The organism is Dactylosporangium salmoneum (assembly GCF_039532525.1).
Lineage (GTDB): Bacteria > Actinomycetota > Actinomycetes > Mycobacteriales > Micromonosporaceae > Dactylosporangium > Dactylosporangium salmoneum.
The window spans coordinates 77143-97098 of record NZ_BAAARV010000075.1; the positions used below are offsets into that span (position 1 = coordinate 77143).

A 19956-nucleotide genomic window follows, 5' to 3' on the forward strand; every position below is an offset into this window, starting at 1 on the left:
CCTGGCCGCCGCGGCGGTCGCGGCGCCCACCGCGAACACGCCCGCGCCGACCGCCCCCGCGACGAGGCCCCGCCTTCGGCGGCCCGAGCGTCGTGCGCTCACCGCTTCGCCGCCGCGCTCGGGCTGCGCGTCGTGGTGTGGGCATCGCAGTACGCCTTCGCGGTGTCGTAGTCGGGGTCCGTCTGCTCCTCGGGGAGCTGGATGCGGCCGTTGGCATCGGGGTCGGGGAAGTCCTCCACCCCGCGCTCCCGCATGCACTTGGCGTAGTCGCGCAGGATGCCGATCTTCTCGTCGGCGCCGGGGCCCTGCAGCACCGGCTCGTAGGGCCGGCACGCCTCGATCGCCGCGCCCAGCGTCGCCTGGTCGACCGCGTCCTTGTCGTAGCGCTGGTGCTCGATGCTGCCGTCGGGGTTCTCCTTCGGGTCCTCCTCCGGCACCCCGTGCTCGCGCATGCACTGGGCGTGGCGCCGCGCGAGGTCGATGCCGTGCAGCGAGGCGGTGGCCGCCGGTGCGGCGCCGTTGCCGCCGGTCGGGCCCCCGCAGGCGGACGCTCCCGCGAGCAGCACCATGAGGCAGCCGGTCAGCAGTCTCGTTCTCGTTCGCATGGCCCCAGTCGAGCAGCCGGCCCGCAACGGGGGCATCACAGCGCCTGTAACGCCGGTGTAATGCCCGCACGGCCAGACTTGCCGGGGAGGATGCGACGGTGCGGATACTGCTGATCGAGGACGAGACGCTGCTCGCCGAGCAGGTCGCTGAGGGGCTGCGGGACCGGGGCATGGCCGTCGACCTCGCCGCCGACGGGCTCGACGGGCTGCACAAGGCCGGCACGAACCGCTACGACGTGGTGGTGCTCGACCGCGACCTGCCGCTCGTGCACGGCGACCAGGTGTGCACGGCGCTGGCCGCGGGCGGCGCCGACGCGCGGATCCTCATGCTCACCGCGGCCGGTGAGGCGGCCGACCGGGTGGCCGGGCTGCTGCTCGGCGCCGACGACTACCTGCCCAAGCCGTTCGTCTTCGACGAGCTGGTGCTGCGCATCCGCGCGCTCGCCCGGCGGGCCAACAACGCGCCCCGGGTGCTCCAGCGCCTGGACCTGGCCTTCGACACCGCCCGGCGCGTCGTCACCCGCGGCGGGCGGATCATCCCGCTGACCACGAAGGAGATGTCGGTGCTGGAGATCCTGATGGCCGCCGACGGCGCCGTGGTCAGCGCCGAGGACCTCCTCGAGCGCGCCTGGGACGAGCACGCGGACCCGTTCACCGCGACGGTCCGGGTGACGCTCGCCAGGCTGCGCCGCAAGCTCGGCGATCCCCCGCTGATCGAGACCGTCGTCGGCGCGGGGTACCGGCTGTGAAGGCCTCGATCCGGGTGCGCCTCACCCTCGTCTACGCGGTCGTGCTCGTGGCGACCAGCGCCGCCCTGCTCGCGCTCAACGACGCGCTGCTGTACCGCAGCCTCTACACGAACGTCAAAGGCCCGATCCCGGCCGACATGCGCCCAGGGGACGACGCCCCCAACGAGAAGCTCTCGGCCTACTGGGCCGAGCAGGCCGAGATCCGGCACCTGCGCGCCGACGTCCTGCTGCACTCGGCCGGCACCTCGGCCCTCGCCCTGGTCATCGCCGCCGTCGCCGGCCTGGCGGTGTGCTGGCTGGTCACCGGCCGGATGCTCCGGCCCCTGCGGACCCTCACCGCCGCCACCCGCCGGATCTCGCAGGACCGGCTCGCCGAACGGGTCGCGCTGACCGGGCCGCCCGACGAGCTCAAGGAGCTGGCCGACACGTTCGACGCGATGGTCGGCCGGCTGGAGGCCTCCTTCAACAGCCAGCGCCGCTTCGTCGCCGACGCCGCCCACGAGCTGCGCACCCCGTTGTCGATCGTGCGCACCGGCGCCGAGGTGCAGCTCGCCAAGCGCCACGACGCGCCCGCGGAGTGGCGGGCCATGGCCGACCGCGTGCTCACCGCGACCGCCCGGGCCGAGCGGCTGCTCGACGGCCTGCTCGCCCTGGCCCGCAGCGACAGCGGCGCCCTCACCGCCGAGCCGTGCGACCTGGCCGTGGCCGCCGCCGGCGCCCTCGGGGAGGCCGACCCCGAGGCCGAACGGGCCGGCCTGACCGTCACCACGGACCTGCGCCCGGCCCCGGTCCACGGCGACCCCGTGCTGCTCGACCGCCTGGTGCGCAACCTGGTGGACAACGCGATCCGCCACAACCGCCCGGCCGGCTGGCTGCGCGTGACCACCGGCGCCACGGACCACGGCTGCGTCATCACCGTGGACAACAGTGGCGACCCGGTCCCGGCCGCCGAGGTCGACCGCCTGTTCGAGCCGTTCCAGCGCCTGGCGAGGGACCGCGCCGCCGGACCGCGCTCGACGGGCCTGGGCCTGGCCATCGTCCGCTCGATCGTGCGCGCCCACGCCGGCACCGTGACGGCCGTCCCCCTCGACGAGGGCGGCCTGTCCGTCACCGTCAGCCTGCCGCGGGCCGGCGGTCCCGGGTAGCCGCGGCCGGCGGCGCGCCCGCAAACGATCCGTCACCGTCAGCCTGCCGCGGGCCGGCGGTCCCGCGTAGCCGCGGCCGGCCGGTCACGTTGGGCGCTGCACTATGGTGCGGGGGGGGTGACGAGTACCCCCCGGGAAGCGGAAGTGCGCCTCGGTCCGATCGGCGCGCTGCTGTGCCGGCTGGTGTTCCTGGCCATCTGCCTGCCCGGACCGGTCCTGCTCGCCGGCACCGTGACGATGGACCCGCTGCGCTCGCGCGCAGACTTCTGGGGCCTGCTCGCCGGTGACGTCCTGATGACGATCGTCGGTGCCGGATTCGGCGTCTGGGGCTTGCGGCTGGTTACCCGCTCGCGCCGCGACGCGCACCGGCTGTCCGCCGCCAGTGTCGCCGCGACGGCGGAGATTCTCGCGGTGGCGAACCATCTGGGCGGAGAGGATCCGGGGCTGGATCTCCACCTGCGCATCAGCGGGCCCGGGTTCGCCACGTTCGAGGCGGACACGATCCGCGCCGATGACCCGGCCCTCGTGCCCGGCGCGGTGCTGGCCGCCGTCGTGGACCCCGCTGACCGCCTCTTTCGGATCACGTAGCGGCCGGACGAGCGCGGCGCCCGGCCCGCCGGCTCACTTCGGGGTCGTGGGCGAGTCGAGCCAGGTGTTGATCAGGGCGGTGAAGTCCTTGCCCGTGTGCTGGTTGACGAAGGCGATGAAGGAGGCGCGGTCCTGGGCGGTGCCGCGGTTGGCCTTGGCCCAGTCGGCGCCCAGGGAGAAGAACGCGGCGTCGCCGATCTGCTTGTGGATCTGGTGCAGCATCAGGGCCGGGCAGATGTACACGTTGGACTCGGCGAAGCTGTCGGCGCGCGGCTTGCCGGGCGGGCCGAGCTGCTTGCGCAGGCGGGCGTCGGCGCCGCGGGCCCAGGACTCCCACTGCTGCGCGGTGACCTTGTCGCGCTCGTTGGTGTAGAGGAACTGGCTGTACTCCGCCCAGCCCTCGTTGAGCCAGAGGTCGTTCCAGTTCGTCGGGGAGACCGCGTCGCCGAACCACTGGTGGGCGTACTCGTGCAGCAGGTCGGCGTCGAAGCCGGTCTTGAAGTCGGCGTCGCTGCCGTAGTCGGGCAGGCCCATGGTGATCATCTGCTGGGTCTCCATGCCCGAGGCGGACGGGACCATGAGCACGCCGGCGCTGTCGAACGGGTAGGGGCCGAAGCGCTGCTCCAGCCAGGCGAGGTACTGCGGCGACTTGCGCAGGTACGGCAGCGCCTTGTCGTCGGCCCCCGCGCGGTACCACAGCGTGATCGGGGTGCCGCGCGGCCCGGCCGCCGTCTCCTGCTGGTACTTGCCCACGGCCAGCGTGGTCAGGTAGCTCGCCACCGGCACCGTGGCGCTGTAGGTGAACGTGTTGCCCTCGTGGCCCTTCGGCGTGCCGCCCGCGATCGCCGACCAGCCCGCGGGCACGGTGACCGCGATGTCGTACAGCGCCTTGTCCGACGGCTGGTCGTTGGCCGGATACCAGGTCGACGCCCCGTAGGGCTCCTGCATCGTCCACAGCCCACCGTCGGCGGTGACGGTCAGGCCGAGCGGCTCGACGTCGTTGCGGTGCGACGGCATCGGCACCGTGGCCGGCGTGCCGTGGTACTTCACCACCAGCTCGGCGTCGGCGTCCTTGGCCACGGACCCGGCCACGGTCAGCTTGGTCCCGTCGACCCTGCCGGTGGCCGCCGCCCCGTTGAGCTGGACCCCGTCGATCGCGTAGGCCTTGGAGAAGTCGAGCTTGATCTCGGTGAGCGGCTCCGCGGCCCGCAGCTGGATCGTGGCCATGCCGGTCAGCGTCTTCGTCTCGGGCGCCCAGGCCAGGTCGAGGCCGTAGTGCAGCACGTCGACGGCCGGGTTGCCGTAGCCGGGGTACACCGGGTCCGCCACCGGCGTCGACTTGCCGGCCGACCACTGCCCGTAGCCGGGCCCGTCCGGGGCGGCGCTCGGCGCAACGCTGGGGGCGGACCCGCTCGCGGCGGGCTTGGGCGAGTCGCCGGTGCACGCGCCGGCGAACAGGACGGCACAGACGGTGATCGGGACGAGCCAGCGACGATGCACGTGAGGAAGCTACGACATCGGGCCGCGGCGCGGTGCCCGGCGAGCCCGAGGGTGGCGAACGCCGCACCGGACGGTGACGTTGTGTGACGGGCCGGCGACGAAGAGGGCATGACATGATCGCCGGATGGAGAGCACGCCGTACCTGACGGTCGACGTCGAGGTGCTGGATCGCAACCTCAGCGACGCCGCGGACGCCGCCGCGGCGAGCGGCCTCGCGCTGCGGCCGCACGCCAAGGCGCACAAATGCGTCGAGATCGCCCGCCGCCAGCTCGAGCTCGGGGCTCCCGGGCTGACCGTGGCCACCGTCGGCGAGGCCGAGGTGTTCGCCGGCGGCGGCTGCGCCGACCTGTTCATCGCCTACCCCGTGTGGGCCACTCCGGCCCGCGCGGCCCGCCTGCGGGCGCTCGCCGAGCGGGCCACGGTCCGCGTCGGCGTCGACTCGGCCGAGGCGGCGGCGCTGCTGGCCGGCACCGGAGCCGAGGTCGTGGTCGAGATCGACAGCGGGCACCACCGCAGCGGCGTGCACCCGGCCGGGGCCGGCGAACTGGCCGCCGCCGCGGCGCGGCTGGGCCTGACGGTGGCGGGCGTCTTCACCTTTCCCGGCCACGGCTACGGGCCCGGGCGTCAGGCGCGGGCCGCCGCCGACGAGGCCGCCGCGATGCGGACCGCCGCCGAGGCGATGCGCGCCGCGGGCATCGAGCCGGGCGTCCGCAGCGGCGGCTCGACCCCGACGGCGTCCACATCGGACAGTGGCGCGTTGAACGAGATCCGCCCCGGCGTGTACGCGCTCAACGACGCCCAGCAGGTCGAGCTCGGCACCTGCGGCTGGGGGGACGTCGCCCTGACCGTCGCCGCGACCGTGGTCAGCGTCGCCGGGGACCACCTGATCCTCGACGCCGGCAGCAAGGTCCTCGGCGCCGACCAGCCCGCCTGGGTGACCGGCGGCGGGCGGCTCCCCGACCATCCGGGCGCCCGCGTCACCGCCCTGTCCGAGCACCACGCCACGGTCGTGTTCCCGCCGGGCGCCCCGAGGCCGGCCCGCGGCGAGATCGTGCGGGTCGCGCCGAACCACCTCTGCGCGGCGGTCAACCTGGCCGACGAGCTCGTCGTCGTACGCAACGGCCTCGAGATCGACCGCTGGAGGGTCGCGGCGCGGGGCGCCAACGCATGAAAGGGCCGCCCCCCGGAACCCGGAGGGCGGCCCCTGAACACGGTTACGCGACGGGCTTCCAGGGACCGTACTGGTCGCCGGGGGCCTGGTTGCGGGTCCACCACTGGGCGACGTACTTCTTGCCCTGGTAGAGGACCACGTCACCGGCGTTGAAGATGCGCGACGCCGTCCACAGGGCGGTGCCGTCCGGGCCGGTCGCGATCTCCTGCCACGGGCCGTACGGGTCGCCCGGCGTCTGGTTCTGGGTCCACCACGAGGCGAGGTACGTCTTGCTGTTGTAGGTGACCTTGTCGCCGGAGTTGTAGACCTTCGACTTGTCCCAGGCCGGGAAGGCCGGGCTCACCGGCGGGTTCAGGCCGACCACGACCGGGTCGTGGTCCGACGCGGAGAACGGGTCGGTGCCGTCGAACAGCACGGTGACGTTGTAGTTGTAGCGGCTGTAGCCGAAGGCGATCGCCTCCTGGGCGTTGATCTCCCACACGTCCGCGCCGGTGACGAAGGCGCGGGCGGCCGCGTTGGCCAGGACGTGGTCGAGCGAGCCCTGCAGGCCGTTGTAGCCGTACGTCGTCTCGCCCGGGTCCAGCGCGGAGCCCAGGTCGGTGTACCCGGCACCGTAGAGGACCTGCATCGGGTCCTCCTGGGTGTAGGAGTTGAAGTCCCCGGCCAGGAAGATGCGGTTGGTGCCGATGGCCGCGGCCGCCTGGCCGGCGAACGCCGTGGTGTCCTGGGCCTCGTGGACCCGGGTCGCGTTGAAGGAGCCCTGGTCGACGGCTGGGGACGAGGTGTCCTCGGCGTCGCCCGGGTAGAGCGCCTCGCCGCTGCCCTTGGACTTCCAGTGGTTGGCCACGACCAGGAACGCGTCGGCGTCGGTGGCGCCCACCTTCTTGAAGCCCTGCGCGAGGGGCTCGCGGGCGATCGAGAAGGACTGGCCGGGGCCGGAGGCGCTGGTGAGGATCACCGAGGAGCCCACGAGCGCGACCTCGGCCGGCTTGTAGATGAACGCGGTGCGGATCACGTCCTCGTCGGCCAGCGCCGGCCGCTTGTCAGCGGACGGGGACGGCACGTACGCCCACACGTTCGCGCCGGCCGCGGCGTTGAGCGCGGCGACGAGGCCGGCCAGCGCGGCGTCGCGGTCCTCGCCGAACTTGGCCGAGTTCTCGACCTCCTCCAGCGACACGACGCTGGCGCCGAGCCGGTTGATACCGGTGACGATCTTCGCCTGCTGCCGCTGGAAGCTGGCGTCGTTGGCGGCGCCGCGCGGGCCGGCCTCCTTGTTCGGGCCGGTGCAGGTCTTGTTGGCGATGTGGTTGCCCGCCCGGTCGTCGTAGTAGACGCAGGTGCCGAGGCCCTTGGCGACGTACGCCTCGCCGGTCAGCGGGAAGTAGTTCTGGACGTTGAAGGTGGCCAGGCGGACGGTCCCGCCGACGTTGGCCGGCTGCTGGTTGCCGGTGCGGGTGTCGCTGAAGGTGGCGACCGCGGCGCCGTCGTCGACGACCTGGTGGGTCGGCTGGAAGTTCCAGAGCGAGAAGCGGTACTCGAGGATCACCGGCTGGTGGAAGGTGACCTTCGACCCGACGCGCACCGGGTTGGACGGCGAGAGCCAGGGCAGCGGCGTGCCGGTGTTGGCGGCGCCGCTGTAGTTGACGCTCGCGCCGTCGTCGAGGGTGATCATGCGGGCGGCGTTGTCGGCCACGACGGCCTGGGCCTCGGGGCTGCCGGCCTTCCCGGCGTCGGTGGGCTGGCGCAGCGGCGCGTCACCGGCGGCCAGGGTGAACGAGCCGTACCAGTTGGTGTCGTAGTTGTCCGACACGGTGAAGGTGCCCTGCGGCGCGATCAGCTCGCCCTCGTGCGCCTCCTTCTGGGCGTCGGTGGTGAGCTCGGACCACGGGATGACGGCCGGCTTGACCGCCGGCAGCGGGGTGGCGAGCTTGGTCACCGACGGGAAGGTGATCTCGGTTTCGCCCTGGTACTCCGCGACGGTACCGGTGACCCGCACGCTGTCGCCGACGGTGACCTGACCGGCCGACGTGGCGCCGAAGACGAACACGGCGTCGGAGGCGCCCGGGGTGGCGTCCTCGGCCGGGGTGCCGCCCGTGCCGCCGGTCTGCAGGAAGAAGCCGCTGAACCCGCCGGTGGCGTAGACGGCGGTCACCACGCCCTCGGTGGTGACACCCTTGCCGGCCTGCGGCGACGTGTCGGTGTTGGTGCCCTGGATCGCCGCGATCGGCAGGACCGTCGTCGGCGCGGTGACGTTGTAGGCGAAGGTCGCCGAGCCGGTGGCGCCGGTCGAGTCGGTGGCGGTGACGGTCACCGACGATGTGCCGGCCGCGGTCGGCGTGCCGGTCACGACCCCTTCGGAGGAGGCCGACAGGCCCGCGGGCAGGCCGGTCGCGCTCCAGGTGTACGGCCCGGTGCCCCCCGCCGCCGAGAGGCTGAGCGGCGCGATCGCGGCACCGGTGACGGCGTTCTGGGTGCCGGGGTTCGTCACCGTCACGGCGACGGTGCCGCCGTCGGACGCGGCGTTCTGCGGCGTCGGCGTGGCGGTGCTGAAGTCGGCGGCGTTGTTGTCGGTGTCCACGCCGGCCGCGTCGCGCTGGTAGCTCAGCACGAGCGAGTTGCCGCTGGCCGCGGTGCCCTCCGGGGCGTTGCTCGTGCCCCAGCCGATCCGGTCGATGACGGTCGCGTCGCTCGGCAGCACGCCGGCGGGGCTGGCCGTGATGTACAGCGTGCCGCCGCCCGCGCCCGGGTTGACGCTCGTGCCGGTGTTGAGGTCGGCCGTCGGCAGCGGGGCGCCCGGGTTGGTGGTGGCGCCGTTGCTGGGCAGCTGGATGAGGAAGTGCCCGTGCGCGGCCACCGTCCCGGACAGCGCGAACACCTGCTGGCCGCTGGGCACGACCGTGCTGGTGGGCGCGCGGTACTGCAGCGTGTCCCCGCTCAGCGAGATGGGGCTCGACGTCGGGTTGTACAGCTCGATGAACTTGTTGAGGAAGCTGGCCCCCGACGAGCCGCCGTTGACGTACGCCTCACTGATGACCAGGCCGGTGCCGGCCGGGTTGGCGGCGGCCGGCCCGGCCAGGAACGGCAGGGCGGCACCGACCGTGGACACGGATAACAGGACGAGGAAACCCCGCCGGACGAGCGCGCTGGACATAGATCCGGACCTCCAGATGGTCACGAAATGGCTCCGGTAACCTACGGGCGCCGCACGCCTCGGCTCCTGCCGGTGGGCGGACGAAGGCTGAACGGCGTGTGACACCCTAAGACACGTTCACCTGTTTCGCTGCGACGAGTCGGATCATTCGCCGATGGCGCTCGATTCGATCAAAGTCATTGCATTACGGCCCTACCTCCCCACCCAGCCCCGACCTCCGAGAGGGCTCCGAGGTGGCGTGACGGGCCCGCACCCTGACCGCCGCCATCGACGCCGGCGACCGGGGCACGAGCCCGGTCACGCCCACGCCTCAAGGGCGCCGCCGCCAACCTCGGCGCGGACGCGCTCGCCGGCCTGTGCGCCGAGACGCAGGAGACGGCCGAGACCGCCGGCCCGGAGTCGCTGCGCGAGCACCCGACGCGCCTGGCCGCCGCCCTGACCGCCGCGTCGGAGGACCTGCGCGAGGTCGCCGGCCGGCCGACGCATCCGGCGGGCTGACCCGTCCGATCCGGCGGTTGCCGATCGTCGTGGGGGTATGACCGTCAACGTGCAGCTGGCCGACCGGCCCACCGCGCGCCGCGTGCCGGGCCGGTGGCCCGTCACCGCCGTGTTCCTCCTCAACGGCCTGACCCTGTCGACGTACATCGTGCGGGCGCCCTCGTTCAAGAGCGCCCACAATTTCACCGACGGCCGGTTCGGGCTGACCGGCCTGCTGTTCGCCCTGGCGGCGCTCGCGGCCATGCAGTTCGTGGGGCGGCTGGTGGCCCGGGTCGGCGCCCGGGCGGTGCTGCGGACCAGCCTTGCCGTCATGCCGCCGCTGCTGGCCGGCCTCGCCGTCGCCCCCGGCCCGTGGTGGTTCGCCGCCGGCGCGACCGTGCTCGGCGCGGTCCACGGCACCACCGACGCGGCGATGAACGCCAGCGCCGTCGCCGTCGAGCGGGCGGCCGGACGCCCGATCCTCAACGGCTGCCACGCGGCCTGGAGCGTCAGCGCGGTCGTCGCGTCGCTGTCCACCGCCGCCCTGGCCCACGCCGGCGTCTCCCTCGCCGCCCACCTCGTCACCGCCGGCGCCCTGCTGCTGGCCGCCGGCCTGGTCCTCGGCCCACGCCTGCCCGACACCGGCCGCGCCGAGCCCGCGGACGGCGCGGACGGGCCCGCCGAGGCACCGGGCCCGCGGGCCGGGCGGAGCCGCGCCCTGCTACTGCTCGGCCTGACCGTCACCGCCGTGATGATCTGCGAGGGCGGCGCGCTGGGCTGGGGCGGCATCTTCCTGCACGACGCCCGCCACGCCACGCTGAGCCTGGCCGCGGCCGCCATCACCGCCTACACCGGCGGCCAGACGCTCGGCCGGCTCGCCGGCGACCGCCTGAGCGTCCGCTGGGGCGACACCCGGCTGTTCCGCCTCGGCGCGGCGGTCGCCGCCGCGGGCTTCGCGGTCGCCGTGCTGGTCCCCCGCCCGCCCGTCGCCGTGGCCGGGTTCGCGCTGGCCGGCCTGGGCGCGTCGGTGCTCGTCCCGCTGACCTTCAGCGCCGCCGGCAAGCTGCCCGGCGCCCCGGCCGCGCTGACCGTGTCGCGGCTGACCACGTTCACGTACACCGGCATCCTGCTCGGCCCGGCCCTGATCGGCTGGGCCGCCGACCTGTTCGGGCTGGCCGCCACCATGGCCGCCCTGGTGCCGCTGCTGGCCCTGGTGGCCCTGGCCCCGCGCCCCCGGACCTCCGGACCGGCCGGGTGGTAGCGTGCCGGGCCATGGCAGACGACCCCCGGCGGGCCCTGGTGGTCGGCAACAGCGACGGCATCGGGCTCGCGCTGACCCGCCGGCTGCTGGCCGGCGGCTGGGCGGTGGCCGGCGTGTCCCGCCGCGGCAGCGAGGTCCGCGACGAGCGGTACACCCACGCGATCGCCGACGTCACCGGCCCCGGGTTCCCGGCCGCGCTGGCCGAGGCGGCCCGGCCCGGCGTCGACCTGTGCGTGTACGCGGCCGGCATCGGCGAGTTCCTCGACCTCGAGGACCTCGCGGCGCAGACCCGCACCCTGGAGGTCAACCTCATGGGCCTGGCCCGCACGGTCGAGGCCGTGGTGCCCGGGATGGCCGCCGCCCGCCGCGGGCACCTCGTCGGCCTGTCCAGCCTCGCCGACGCCGCCGCCTCGCCGCAGGCGCCCGCGTACGCGGCGTCGAAGGCCGGCATGACCACGTACCTGCGGGGCCTCGCGCTGGCGCTGCGCCCGCACGGGGTGCACGTGACCACGGTGCGGTTCGGGTTCGTGGACACCAAGATGGCCAAGGCGCCGGTCAAGCCCGGGCTCGTCACCGTCGAGCGGGCCGTGGACGTGCTCATGCGGGCCCTGCGCACCCGGCCGGCCACGGTGTCATACCCGCGCCGCATCTCCGCCGCCGCCCGGCTGCTGTCCGCCGTCCCGGCCGCGCAGCTGCGCTTCGGCCGCGCGCCCAGGTAGGTGTACAACCCTGTGCGCCCCGGCCGATGCCTGTGGTACGTTGCCGCCGTGACGCAGTTCGTGGCGCTGCTCCTCAGCCGCCACGGCGGGGCCTGAATCGACCGGCTCCCCGCCGTGGGGGCTGATCGTGCTGCGCCGGTCGACTTTCCCATCGACCGGCAAGGAGCCGACCGAATGCGTCCTCATCCCACCATCGTCACCCCGGCGGGGCCCGTGCCCGCCGACGCTCCACAGTGGAATCCCCAGCGCGGCAGCGCCATGCCGTTCGGGCGCTACAAGCCCGCGCACCGGCGGGTCGACGTACCGTTGCAGGATCGTCAATGGCCTCGGCGGCGGCTGACCAAGGCGCCGCTGTGGGTCCCCGTCGACCTGCGCGACGGCAACCAGGCGCTGGCCGAGCCGATGGACACCGAGCGGAAGCTGCGCGGCTTCCGGCTCATGGTGGCCATGGGCTTCAAGGAGATCGAGGTCGGCTACCCCTCGGCCAGCACGCTGGACTTCGACTTCGTGCGGCTGCTCGTCAAGGAGGACCTCGTCCCCGACGACGTCACCGTCGTGGTGTTCACCGCCGCCCGCGACGACCTCATCGCCCGCACCGCCGAGGCGATCGACGGGCTCGATCGGGCCGTCGTGCACATGTACACCGCGACCGCGCCCACCTGGCGCGACGTCGTCCTGCGCCAGGACCGCGACGGGCTGCGGCGGCTCATCGTCGGCGCGGCCGGGCGGGTGCTGCACCACACCGACCGGCTGCCCCGCACCCGGACCCGCTTCGAGTTCAGTCCCGAGGTGTTCAACCTGACCGAGCCGGAGTACGTGCTGGACGTCTGCAACGCCGTCACCGAGGTCTGGGACGCGCGGCCCGACCGGCCGGTCATCCACAACCTGCCGGCCACGGTCGAGGTCGCCACGCCCAACGTGTACGCCGACCAGATCGAATGGATGGACCGCCACCTCGACCGCCGCGACGACGTGATCCTGTCCGTCCACCCGCACAACGACCGCGGCACCGGGGTCGCCTGCGCCGAGCTCGCCCTGCTGGCCGGGGCGCAGCGGGTCGAGGGCTGCCTGTTCGGCAACGGCGAGCGCACCGGCAACGTCGACCTGGTCACCCTCGCGCTGAACCTCTACACCCAGGGCGTCGACCCGATGCTGGACTTCTCCGACATCGACGAGATCCGCCGGACCGTCGAGCAGTACAACCGCATGCCGGTGCCGCCGCGCCACCCGTACGCGGGCGATCTGGTGTACACCGCCTTCTCCGGCACCCACCAGGACGCCATCGCCAAGGGCATGGCCCGGCCGCAGGAGGAGGCGTGGGACGTGCCGTACCTGCCGATCGACCCCGCCGACCTCGGCCGCTCCTACGAGGCGGTGATCCGGGTCAACAGCCAGTCCGGCAAGGGCGGCGCCGCCTACCTGCTGCGCACCGGCCACGGCCTGCGGTTACCGCGCGGGCTGCAGGCCGAGGTCGGCGCGCTCGCCCAGCGGGCCAGCGAGGCCGCGGCCGCCGGCGGCGAGGTCACCGCCGACGAGCTGTGGCGGCTCTTCCGCGCCGAGTTCATGCGCGACGGTCCGGCTTCCGACGCGGCGGTACTGCACGCAGAGCACCACGCCGTCGAGGGCCGCCCCGGCATGGTCGCCGCCTACGCCCTCTGCCAGGGCCCGGACCGGCAGTCCTGGGGCGCCGGCATCGCCGCCGACCCGGACGCAGCCCTGACCGCGGCGGTGGCCGCCGCGGCGGCGCGGGGAGGCGCGCGATGACCACCCCCGGGCTGTGGCGGCTGAGCGTGTACACGCTGGCCACCGAGGCGGAGAAGGACGCCATCGCCGAGCGGATCCGCGCCGCGCTGTGCCCCGACCCGGACCACGACGGCCCCTGCCCGAACCCGTGGCTGCTCATCGTCACCGACGGCGAGTCACTGGACGAGGCGGACGCCGCCGACATGACGGAGGCCCTGCGCGACTGAGCGGGGCAGCGGGAGCGCTGACGGTAGGCCATCATGGTCGACCGTGCCCCCTCGAAGCTCCCCCGCCGGCTCCTGGCCCTGAGCGTCGCGGGCTTGCTGGCGGCGTGCTCCTCGTCGGGCACGCCGCCCAAGCCGCCCGCGTCCCAGGCCGCCGCCCCGGCGCCGTGCGACCCGGCCGTGCTCGCCGCCTGGCAGACCAGGGGCCTCGCCGTGCTGTGGCTGACGTGCACCTCGTGCCGCCGGCATCGACCCGTGAGCGGCCCGGGCGCCTACGCGAAGTTCCACCGCGCCGGCAGGTCGCCGTCGCAGAGTGCGCAGGTGAAGTCGCCGTCCCGCACGACGTTGCGCTCGCCGCAGGCGGGGCAGCGACGGAAGACGACCTTGGCGAGCGCGCCGGGCGCGTCGACGGCGACGGCGTCCACCGTGGCCGGCAGGTCGCGCAGCTCGGCCGGGCCGACGTAGCGGTACCGCCTGGTCTGCGTCACCGGCCGACCGTATCCAGCGTGTCAACAGATCGGCGAGCTCCGGTAGTCAGTAGGGCGTGACGTTCGAGGAGTACGTGCTCGCCCGGGGGCCGGGGCTGCTGCGGCTCGCGCGGCTGCTCGTTGACGATGTCCACCGGGCCGACGATCTCGTCCAGGACACGCTCGTGCGGGTGTACCCGCGGTGGGCGAGGATCCTGCGCACCGACCAGCCGGACCTGTACGTGCGGCGCGTCCTCGTCAACGTCAACGCCTCCTGGTGGCGGCGGCGCTCCAGCCGGGAGATGCCCGCGGAGCTCGACGCCGACGCGTGGCCCGGCGCGGACGATCACGGGCCGCCGACCGCCGAGCGGCTCGACATTTGGCAGCGGGTCCGGGCCCTGCCGCGCCGGCAGCGGGCGGTGATCGCGCTGCGCTACTACGAAGACCTGGACGACGACCGCATCAGCCAGATCCTCGGCTGCTCGCGGGCCACCGTCCGCACCCACGCCATGCGCGCGCTCGCCGCGATGCGCGTCGAGCTGCACGACCTCGAGGAGCTGCACCGATGACCACGGACCTCAAGGCCCTGCGCGGCACGCTGCGGGCCCGCGCGGAGGCCGGAACCGACGCCGAGGCGCTGCTGGCGCGGATCGGCCCGGCGTACCGCCGCCGCCGCGGACGCCGGGTCGCCGTCGCGGCGAGCGCCGTGGTGGCGGTGGGCGCGCTGGTGGCCATGCTCGTGCCGCGCCTGCTGCTCGGCGGGTACGCCCCGCCCGCCCCGCCGGCCGTCCCGATCGCCAGCCCCGCCGCGTCCGCGATCGGCGCCGACCCGCAGATGGTCCACTTCGACGTGGGCCAGTTCCCGTACCGCGGGATGGCCGTCACCTGGGCGGTGCAGGACGGCGCCGAGCGGCTGTCGATGTGGGGCAACGTCAGCAAAAACGAGGAGTTCTTCCTCGAGCTGACCCTCGCGCCGCAGACCTACTCACCCGCCCCGAACCCCACCGGTCCGCCGGAGGCGCCGCAGCCGCCGCACACCGCGCCCGCGACCGTCGGCGGGCAGCCGGCCCTCGTCGCGACCGGCAATGGCACCACGCGCGTCACCTGGCAGCCGATCGGCGGCGTCCGCGCCGAACTGTCCGTGCGCGGCCCGGTGGCCGCGGACAAGACCCTCGCGTTCGCCGGCACGGTGAGCCTCGACCGGGGCCATCCGTGCACCCCACGCCTGCACCCCACCGTCCTGCCCGCCGGCGCCCAGATCACGGGCTGCTCCGTCGTGCCCGACGCCGGCGTCGGGGAGTACGTCATCCGCGGCCCCGGCGGCACGATCACCGTCTCGATGGCCAGCGGCGTCTTCGCCTACGGCATCAGCCCGGGCCGCTACGCCGGTCGCCCGCCGACGCTGGCCAACGGCTGGCCCTACGAGGAGCTCGACACCTCGGCGAGCACCCAGCACCTGACGGCGTACATCCGCGTCCCGGACCCGTACGTGACCATCCGGGCGCAGGGCACGTACGGCCTGCCGGACGTGCTCCTGGTCGGCGGCGGCCTGCAGCCGTCATGACGGAAACCGGCGCCGGTGGTCCACCATGGTCGCGTGGATATCCTGCTGACCGTCCTCTACATCGTGTTGCTCGTGACCGCCGGCATCGCCGGTGCCTCGCTGCGCGGAGTGCGGGAGCCCGGAGTGGCGCGGCGCCCGCCGGTGGCGACCATGGCGACGTTCGCGGTCGTCGCGGTGTGCTCGCTGCTGCAGCTCACGGTCGCGCCGGGGCTGTTCGAGGCGCTGCGGCGGGACCGGGCGGCCATCGCGGGCGGGGAGGTCTGGCGGCTGGTGACGTCGGTCGTCGTGCAGGACGGCGGGTGGTCCGGGACAATCTTCAACCTGGTCGCGCTGGCCGTGCTGGGCACGTTCGCCGAGCGGCTCTGGGGGACGGGCCGGTGGCTCGGGGTCGCGCTCGTCGTGCAGGTGCTGGGCGGCCTGTGGGGGCTCGTGGTGCAGCCGGTCGGCGCGGGCACCTCGCTCGTCGACTTCGGGCTCGGCGCGTCGCTCGCGGCGGGGGCGGTCGTGCTCGGCGCGGGGCCGCGCAGCCGCGGGCCGGCCGCCGTGAGCCTCGCCGCCGCGCTCGCCCTGCTCGTCCTCGGCGACATCCACGGCGGCGCGGCCCTGGTCGGCGCGGCGGCCGGCGCGGCCCTCGCGATCAGGCAGCGGAGAAGGGCGCTCGCCTTCCCAGGATGATGGCAGGGCTCAGGGCTTGCGGGCGTGGATGCGTTCCACGGTGCCGGCCTTGTGCCGCGACGCCTCGACGATCTCGAAGCCGGCCGCCCGGACCAGCGGCAGCTGGCGGCGGGTGAAGTGCTCCCCGGCGGCGCGGATGGTGAGCCGCTCCACCAGCCACTGCGCGGCGTAGAGGGGCGGCCACGAGCTGCCGATGTGGTCGAGCAGCAGCAGCCGTCCACCGGGCACCAGCACCCGGCGCATCTCGGCGAGCGCGGTGGCCGGTCGCGGGATCGTGCACAGCGCCAGGGCGCAGACCACGGTGTCGAAGGTGCCGTCCTCGTACGGCAACGCCTCGGCATCACCCTGGCGCAGATCGGCGTCGAGGCCGAGGCCGGCGGCGCGCTCGCGGGCGATGGCCAGCATCCGCGGGCTCAGCTCGATGCCGCTCACGGTGACACCGTCGGGATAGTGCGGCAGGTTGAGCCCGGTGCCGACGGCGACCTCGAGCACCCGGCCGCGGGCCCGCGCACCCAGCCACTCCCGGCCCCCGCCGAACTGGATCCGTTCGAAAAGCGCGATCTGCCTGTCGTACGCCGCTGCCTGCTTGTCCCAGACGCGAAGGACCTTGGCGGTCTCGTCGTTCGTACTCGTCACGGCTTCAACGGTACAAAGCCCGGCCCATCCGGCAGGGCAAGGCCTCGTCACGGCTTCAACGGCACAAAGCCCGGCCCATCCGGCAGGGCAAGGCGGATGCCAGAATCGCGGGCATGGACGCCACAAGGCTCATGGTCGATGCCGTCGCCCTGCTCTGGCCCGAGCTGCCGGACGAGCCCGACGGGTTCGCCGACGCCGCGCTGGTCGCCCTGCGGGAGCTCGACCGGGCCCGGCGGGAGGACACGGCGGCGGAGCCCGCGGCCCGGCAGGGCGTGCTGGACGCCTTCGCGACCAGGCCGGCCGCGCTGGCCCGGCTGCGGGAGGTCTCCGACCGGCTCGTCGAGGCGGAGCTCGGGCGCGGGCTGGAGAGCACGATCCCGGGGGCGGTCGAGCACGAGCGGTACGTCGAGATCCCCGTCTATTACGCCACCGACCGGGCGCCGACGGGCAAGACCGAGCCCGGCGAGCGGTACGGCGGCGAGCGGGGCGAGCTCACCTTCGGCGTCGCCCGGGTCAGCATCCCTGACGACCACCGGATGGGCGCGCTGGAGAAGCCCCGGCTGTGGCGGCTGGAGTTCCGGCAGAACCCGGACAAGCACGTGGTGCTGCTCGGCCTGGAGGAGCTCGACGACCTCGGCTTCGCCGCCCGGGCCAAGGCGGCCACGGACGGCGGCGACGTGCTGCTGTTCGTGCACGGCTACAACGTCGGGTTCGCCGACGCGGCGCGGCGGGCCGCCCAGCTCGCCTACGACCTGAACTTCGCCGGGGTGCCGATGCTCTACAGCTGGCCGTCGCGGGCGCAGACGGCGGCGTACCTCGTCGACCAGAACAACTCGATGTGGACCCACGGCCACTTCATGCGGTTCCTGCGGCTGGTGCTCGACGGGCTCGGGGCGGCGCGGGTGCATACGCTGGCGCACAGCATGGGCAACCGGGTCCTCACCGACGGCCTCGCCGCGCTGGGCCCGGACCCGATGACACCGGTAGGGCAGGTCGTGTTCGCCGCGCCGGACGTCGACGCGGGCGTGTTCGAGCAGCTCGCGGCCGCGTTCGCCGGGCTGGCGGCGCGCTGCACGCTGTACGCCTCGGACAACGACCGGGCGCTGTGGGCCTCGAAGGGGCTCGTGGACGCGCCGCGGGCCGGGCAGGCCGGGGCGGGCATCCTGGTCGTCGACGGGGTGGACACGGTCGACGCGTCCGAGCTGGACACCGGGCTGCTGGGGCACTCGTACTACGGCGACCGCACCCGGGTGCTGTCCGACGTCTTCTCGCTCATCCGCCACGGCCTCCCGCCGGGTGAGCGGTTCGGGATGCGCGGGCGCACCAACGCCGCCGGCCGCGGCTACTGGCTGTTCAGCCCGCAGGCGGACTGAGCTCCGCCCCGCGCAGCGCGGCGGCCAGGCTCGCCGCGGCCGACCCGGCCCGTGCGGTCATCGGCGCCGGCCGGCCGGGTGGGCCAGGATCAGCAGCAGCAGCCCGGCCCCGCACAGGGCGGTGGCCATGCCGTACGCCGAGCGGTACCCGATCTGCGCGGCCACCCCCAGCAGCGGGCCGGCCACCACCGCCCCGATCGGGAAGGTGTTGGTGAACATCGTCGTGGCCCGCCCGGGCTCGCCGGGCAGCAGGTCCTGCATGTAGGAGATGCCGACGCCGGAGACCGCGGCGATGAACAGCGCGTTGGCCACCTGCGCGACGCCGAGCACCCAGATGTTGGGCGTGACCAGCGCGGCGGCGTAGTACGCGACCCCGCACGCGCCGCCGGCCAGCACCAGGGTGCGCAGCCGGAAGCGGGTGGTGAGCGCGCCGAGCCCGAGCATGATCGGGATCTCCAGGGCGGCGCACAGGCCGAGGATGACGCCGGCGTCGGAGGCGGACCGGTGCAGGTTCCGGTCCACGAACAGCGGCAGGGCCTGCACCGCGAGGGTCATCGGGACCTGCAGCAGCACGAACGCGAGCGCGGTGAGCCGCAGCACACCCCGGGTCGCGGGCGCGGGCGGGGCGGCCGGGCCGGCGTCGGGTTCGACGGCGGCGGGCGCCGGTGCGGCGACGTTCTCCAGCCCCAGCGCCGCGATCAGTGCGGCCAGCGCGTACATCACCGCGGCCAGGCCGTACACCAGCCGGAATCCGCCGAAGTCCAGCACGAACGCGCCGATCGGCGGGCCGGCCACCCAGGCCAGGGAGAACACCGTGCGCATCGCGCTGATGCCGATGGCGGACCGGCCCGGGCTGTCCCGCTCGAGCACCTGCCGGGCGTAGGCGAACGTCTGCGGGAACAGCGCGTTGGCCAGCGCCGTGGCGGTCACGGCCAGGCCGAGCAGGACCCAGTAGTCCCGCACGACCGCGGTCAACGCGGTGCCGGCCACCCCGGCGAGGGCGGCGCCGCACAGGATCCACCGCCGGATCGGCCACCGGTCGGACAGCCGCCCGACCAGCGACGACGACAGCACGCCGGCCAGTGGCGCCGCGACCAGGAACACGGTGACCTTCACCGGCCCGGCGTGGACCTCGGTGCTCAGGAACAGCGACAGGAACGGCAGGACCAGCGCCGTCGAGAGCCCGACGGCGAGGAACACCAGCCCGAGCGGGATCAGGGCCCGGCTGATGCTGCGGGGACGGGCCGGGGCGACGGCGGTCAAGGTCATGGGCGTACTGTACCGGTAAACCTGTACCGATACAGTCGGCTGTGCGTCTCGTCCCAGCGAGGCCGGAGTTGCATCCGGTACCCGGGTACAGCCTTACCTTGAGCCGGTGATGGCATTCCAGGTACCTGAAACGTGCACGCTTCCGACCGCCGACCGGCCGCTGCGGCTGGCCGAGTTCGACGCCCTGTTCCGCACCGCCGTCCGCGAGGTCGAGACGCTGAGCCCGACCCACGCCCGGCTGCGGCTGGCCGGCCCGGACGGCCTCGAGGCCACGGTCCGCGACCTGGCCGCCCGTGAGACGCGGTGCTGCTCGTTCTTCACCTTCACCGTCACGCCGCGGCCGGCGGGACTGCTCCTCGACGTCGAGGTCCCCGCCGCGTACGCCGGCGTGCTCGCCTCCCTCGTGGGCCGCGCGCGATGACCGGCGTCCCGCTCCGCTCCCGCGTCAGCGGCCTGCTCGCCGCGCTCGCCTGCGCCGCCTGCTGCGCCCTGCCGCCGCTCATCGCGGCCGGCGTGCTCACCACGGCCGGCGCCGCGATCCTGCAGCGGACCCCGGTGGCGGTGGCGGCGGGCCTGGCCGCCGGGGCGCTGGGCATGTGGTGGCTGCACCGCCGCCGCGCCGCCCGCCCCCCGGCCCCG

General features: G+C 74.4%; 20 protein-coding genes and 1 pseudogene. 15 read left to right on the forward strand and 6 right to left on the reverse strand.

Going from position 1 to position 19956, the window contains the following annotated elements; all coding sequences use genetic code 11:
• Positions 1-98: 98 nt before the first annotated feature.
• Positions 99-605, reverse strand: a complete 507-nt coding sequence (locus tag ABD352_RS38815; protein WP_344617565.1) for a hypothetical protein — start codon at positions 603-605, stop codon at positions 99-101.
• 98 nt (positions 606-703) lie between these two features.
• On the opposite strand from ABD352_RS38815, the gene ABD352_RS38820 reads away from it, so the two are divergent.
• From ABD352_RS38820 to ABD352_RS38830, 3 genes are all read left to right on the forward strand, one after another.
• On the forward strand, positions 704-1354 hold the full coding sequence (locus ABD352_RS38820) for a response regulator transcription factor (RefSeq protein ID WP_344617566.1): 651 nt from the start codon (positions 704-706) through the stop codon (positions 1352-1354).
• Positions 1351-2499 carry a sensor histidine kinase gene (locus tag ABD352_RS38825; RefSeq protein WP_344617567.1) on the forward strand — a complete coding sequence of 383 codons (1149 nt, stop codon included), beginning with the start codon at positions 1351-1353 and terminating at the stop codon, positions 2497-2499. Before ABD352_RS38820 ends, ABD352_RS38825 begins: the two co-directional genes overlap by 4 nt.
• 117 nt (positions 2500-2616) lie before the next feature.
• Entirely contained in the window at positions 2617-3087 is a 471-nt protein-coding gene (locus ABD352_RS38830) for a hypothetical protein (RefSeq protein ID WP_344617568.1), read from the forward strand.
• A gap of 33 nt (positions 3088-3120) precedes the next feature.
• Here ABD352_RS38830 and ABD352_RS38835 read toward each other — a convergent pair whose 3' ends face one another.
• Positions 3121-4587, reverse strand: coding sequence for a M1 family metallopeptidase (locus tag ABD352_RS38835; RefSeq protein WP_344617569.1), 1467 nt, complete (start codon positions 4585-4587; stop codon positions 3121-3123).
• Positions 4588-4711: 124 nt separating this feature from the next.
• Between ABD352_RS38835 and ABD352_RS38840 the strand changes: the two genes are divergently transcribed.
• Positions 4712-5758 carry an alanine racemase gene (locus ABD352_RS38840; protein ID WP_344617570.1) on the forward strand — a complete coding sequence of 349 codons (1047 nt, stop codon included), beginning with the start codon at positions 4712-4714 and terminating at the stop codon, positions 5756-5758.
• A gap of 43 nt (positions 5759-5801) precedes the next feature.
• Here ABD352_RS38840 and ABD352_RS38845 read toward each other — a convergent pair whose 3' ends face one another.
• A complete protein-coding gene (locus tag ABD352_RS38845; RefSeq protein ID WP_344617571.1) occupies positions 5802-8864 on the reverse strand; it encodes an ExeM/NucH family extracellular endonuclease in 3063 nt (1020 codons plus the stop codon).
• A 363-nt stretch (positions 8865-9227) separates the two neighbouring features.
• Between ABD352_RS38845 and ABD352_RS57850 the strand changes: the two are divergent.
• From ABD352_RS57850 to ABD352_RS38865, 5 genes and pseudogenes are all read left to right on the forward strand, one after another.
• Positions 9228-9407 (forward strand): annotated as a pseudogene (locus ABD352_RS57850) (hypothetical protein); the annotation flags it as partial.
• 37 nt (positions 9408-9444) lie between these two features.
• Positions 9445-10647: an MFS transporter gene (locus ABD352_RS38850; protein WP_344617572.1), complete on the forward strand. Its 1203-nt coding sequence runs from the start codon at positions 9445-9447 to the stop codon at positions 10645-10647.
• 11 nt (positions 10648-10658) lie between these two features.
• A complete protein-coding gene (locus ABD352_RS38855; RefSeq protein WP_344617573.1) occupies positions 10659-11366 on the forward strand; it encodes an SDR family NAD(P)-dependent oxidoreductase in 708 nt (235 codons plus the stop codon).
• Positions 11367-11540: 174 nt separating this feature from the next.
• Entirely contained in the window at positions 11541-13130 is a 1590-nt protein-coding gene (locus tag ABD352_RS38860; protein WP_425553842.1) for a 2-isopropylmalate synthase, read from the forward strand.
• On the forward strand, positions 13127-13336 hold the full coding sequence (locus tag ABD352_RS38865) for a hypothetical protein (protein WP_344617574.1): 210 nt from the start codon (positions 13127-13129) through the stop codon (positions 13334-13336). Before ABD352_RS38860 ends, ABD352_RS38865 begins: the two co-directional genes overlap by 4 nt.
• A gap of 269 nt (positions 13337-13605) precedes the next feature.
• On the opposite strand, the gene ABD352_RS38870 is transcribed toward ABD352_RS38865, so the two are convergent.
• On the reverse strand, positions 13606-13821 hold the full coding sequence (locus ABD352_RS38870) for a TFIIB-type zinc ribbon-containing protein (RefSeq protein ID WP_344617575.1): 216 nt from the start codon (positions 13819-13821) through the stop codon (positions 13606-13608).
• Between the two features lie 56 nt (positions 13822-13877).
• Between ABD352_RS38870 and ABD352_RS38875 the strand changes: the two genes are divergently transcribed.
• The 3 genes from ABD352_RS38875 to ABD352_RS38885 are packed head-to-tail and all read left to right on the forward strand — an operon-like array spanning position 13878 to position 16039.
• Positions 13878-14369, forward strand: coding sequence for a SigE family RNA polymerase sigma factor (locus ABD352_RS38875; RefSeq protein ID WP_344617576.1), 492 nt, complete (start codon positions 13878-13880; stop codon positions 14367-14369).
• Entirely contained in the window at positions 14366-15364 is a 999-nt protein-coding gene (locus ABD352_RS38880) for a hypothetical protein (RefSeq protein ID WP_344617577.1), read from the forward strand. Before ABD352_RS38875 ends, ABD352_RS38880 begins: the two co-directional genes overlap by 4 nt.
• A 33-nt stretch (positions 15365-15397) precedes the next feature.
• On the forward strand, positions 15398-16039 hold the full coding sequence (locus tag ABD352_RS38885; protein ID WP_344617578.1) for a rhomboid family intramembrane serine protease: 642 nt from the start codon (positions 15398-15400) through the stop codon (positions 16037-16039).
• A 9-nt stretch (positions 16040-16048) separates the two neighbouring features.
• On the opposite strand, the gene ABD352_RS38890 is transcribed toward ABD352_RS38885, so the two are convergent.
• Complete coding sequence (locus ABD352_RS38890) at positions 16049-16675, reverse strand: class I SAM-dependent methyltransferase (RefSeq protein ID WP_344617579.1); 627 nt, start codon at positions 16673-16675, stop codon at positions 16049-16051.
• A 113-nt stretch (positions 16676-16788) separates the two neighbouring features.
• On the opposite strand from ABD352_RS38890, the gene ABD352_RS38895 reads away from it, so the two are divergent.
• On the forward strand, positions 16789-18048 hold the full coding sequence (locus ABD352_RS38895; RefSeq protein ID WP_344617580.1) for an alpha/beta hydrolase: 1260 nt from the start codon (positions 16789-16791) through the stop codon (positions 18046-18048).
• A 57-nt stretch (positions 18049-18105) separates the two neighbouring features.
• Here ABD352_RS38895 and ABD352_RS38900 read toward each other — a convergent pair whose 3' ends face one another.
• Complete coding sequence (locus ABD352_RS38900; RefSeq protein ID WP_344617581.1) at positions 18106-19317, reverse strand: sugar efflux transporter; 1212 nt, start codon at positions 19315-19317, stop codon at positions 18106-18108.
• 109 nt (positions 19318-19426) lie between these two features.
• On the opposite strand from ABD352_RS38900, the gene ABD352_RS38905 reads away from it, so the two are divergent.
• Together ABD352_RS38905 and ABD352_RS38910 are read left to right on the forward strand one after the other, a co-directional pair.
• The gene (locus ABD352_RS38905) at positions 19427-19738 is read left to right on the forward strand and encodes a hypothetical protein (protein WP_344617642.1); all 312 of its coding nucleotides are present in this window, start codon (positions 19427-19429) and stop codon (positions 19736-19738) included.
• The coding region (locus ABD352_RS38910; protein WP_425553843.1) for a hypothetical protein at positions 19735-19956 on the forward strand (222 nt) is incomplete at its 3' end. The genes ABD352_RS38905 and ABD352_RS38910, both read left to right, overlap by 4 nt.

Bases quoted from the DNA above. Each gene is read 5' to 3' on its own strand.
- ABD352_RS38860 (WP_425553842.1), top strand. From the start codon at position 11,541: ATGCGTCCTCATCCCACCATCGTCACCCCGGCGGGGCCCGTGCCCGCC.
- ABD352_RS38880 (WP_344617577.1), top strand. From the start codon at position 14,366: ATGACCACGGACCTCAAGGCCCTGCGCGGCACGCTGCGGGCCCGCGCG.
- ABD352_RS38900 (WP_344617581.1), bottom strand. From the start codon at position 19,317: ATGACCTTGACCGCCGTCGCCCCGGCCCGTCCCCGCAGCATCAGCCGG.
- ABD352_RS38865 (WP_344617574.1), top strand. From the start codon at position 13,127: ATGACCACCCCCGGGCTGTGGCGGCTGAGCGTGTACACGCTGGCCACC.
- ABD352_RS38895 (WP_344617580.1), top strand. From the start codon at position 16,789: ATGGACGCCACAAGGCTCATGGTCGATGCCGTCGCCCTGCTCTGGCCC.
- ABD352_RS38905 (WP_344617642.1), top strand. From the start codon at position 19,427: ATGGCATTCCAGGTACCTGAAACGTGCACGCTTCCGACCGCCGACCGG.
- ABD352_RS38850 (WP_344617572.1), top strand. From the start codon at position 9,445: ATGACCGTCAACGTGCAGCTGGCCGACCGGCCCACCGCGCGCCGCGTG.
- ABD352_RS38855 (WP_344617573.1), top strand. From the start codon at position 10,659: ATGGCAGACGACCCCCGGCGGGCCCTGGTGGTCGGCAACAGCGACGGC.
- ABD352_RS38815 (WP_344617565.1), bottom strand. From the start codon at position 605: ATGCGAACGAGAACGAGACTGCTGACCGGCTGCCTCATGGTGCTGCTC.
- ABD352_RS38840 (WP_344617570.1), top strand. From the start codon at position 4,712: ATGGAGAGCACGCCGTACCTGACGGTCGACGTCGAGGTGCTGGATCGC.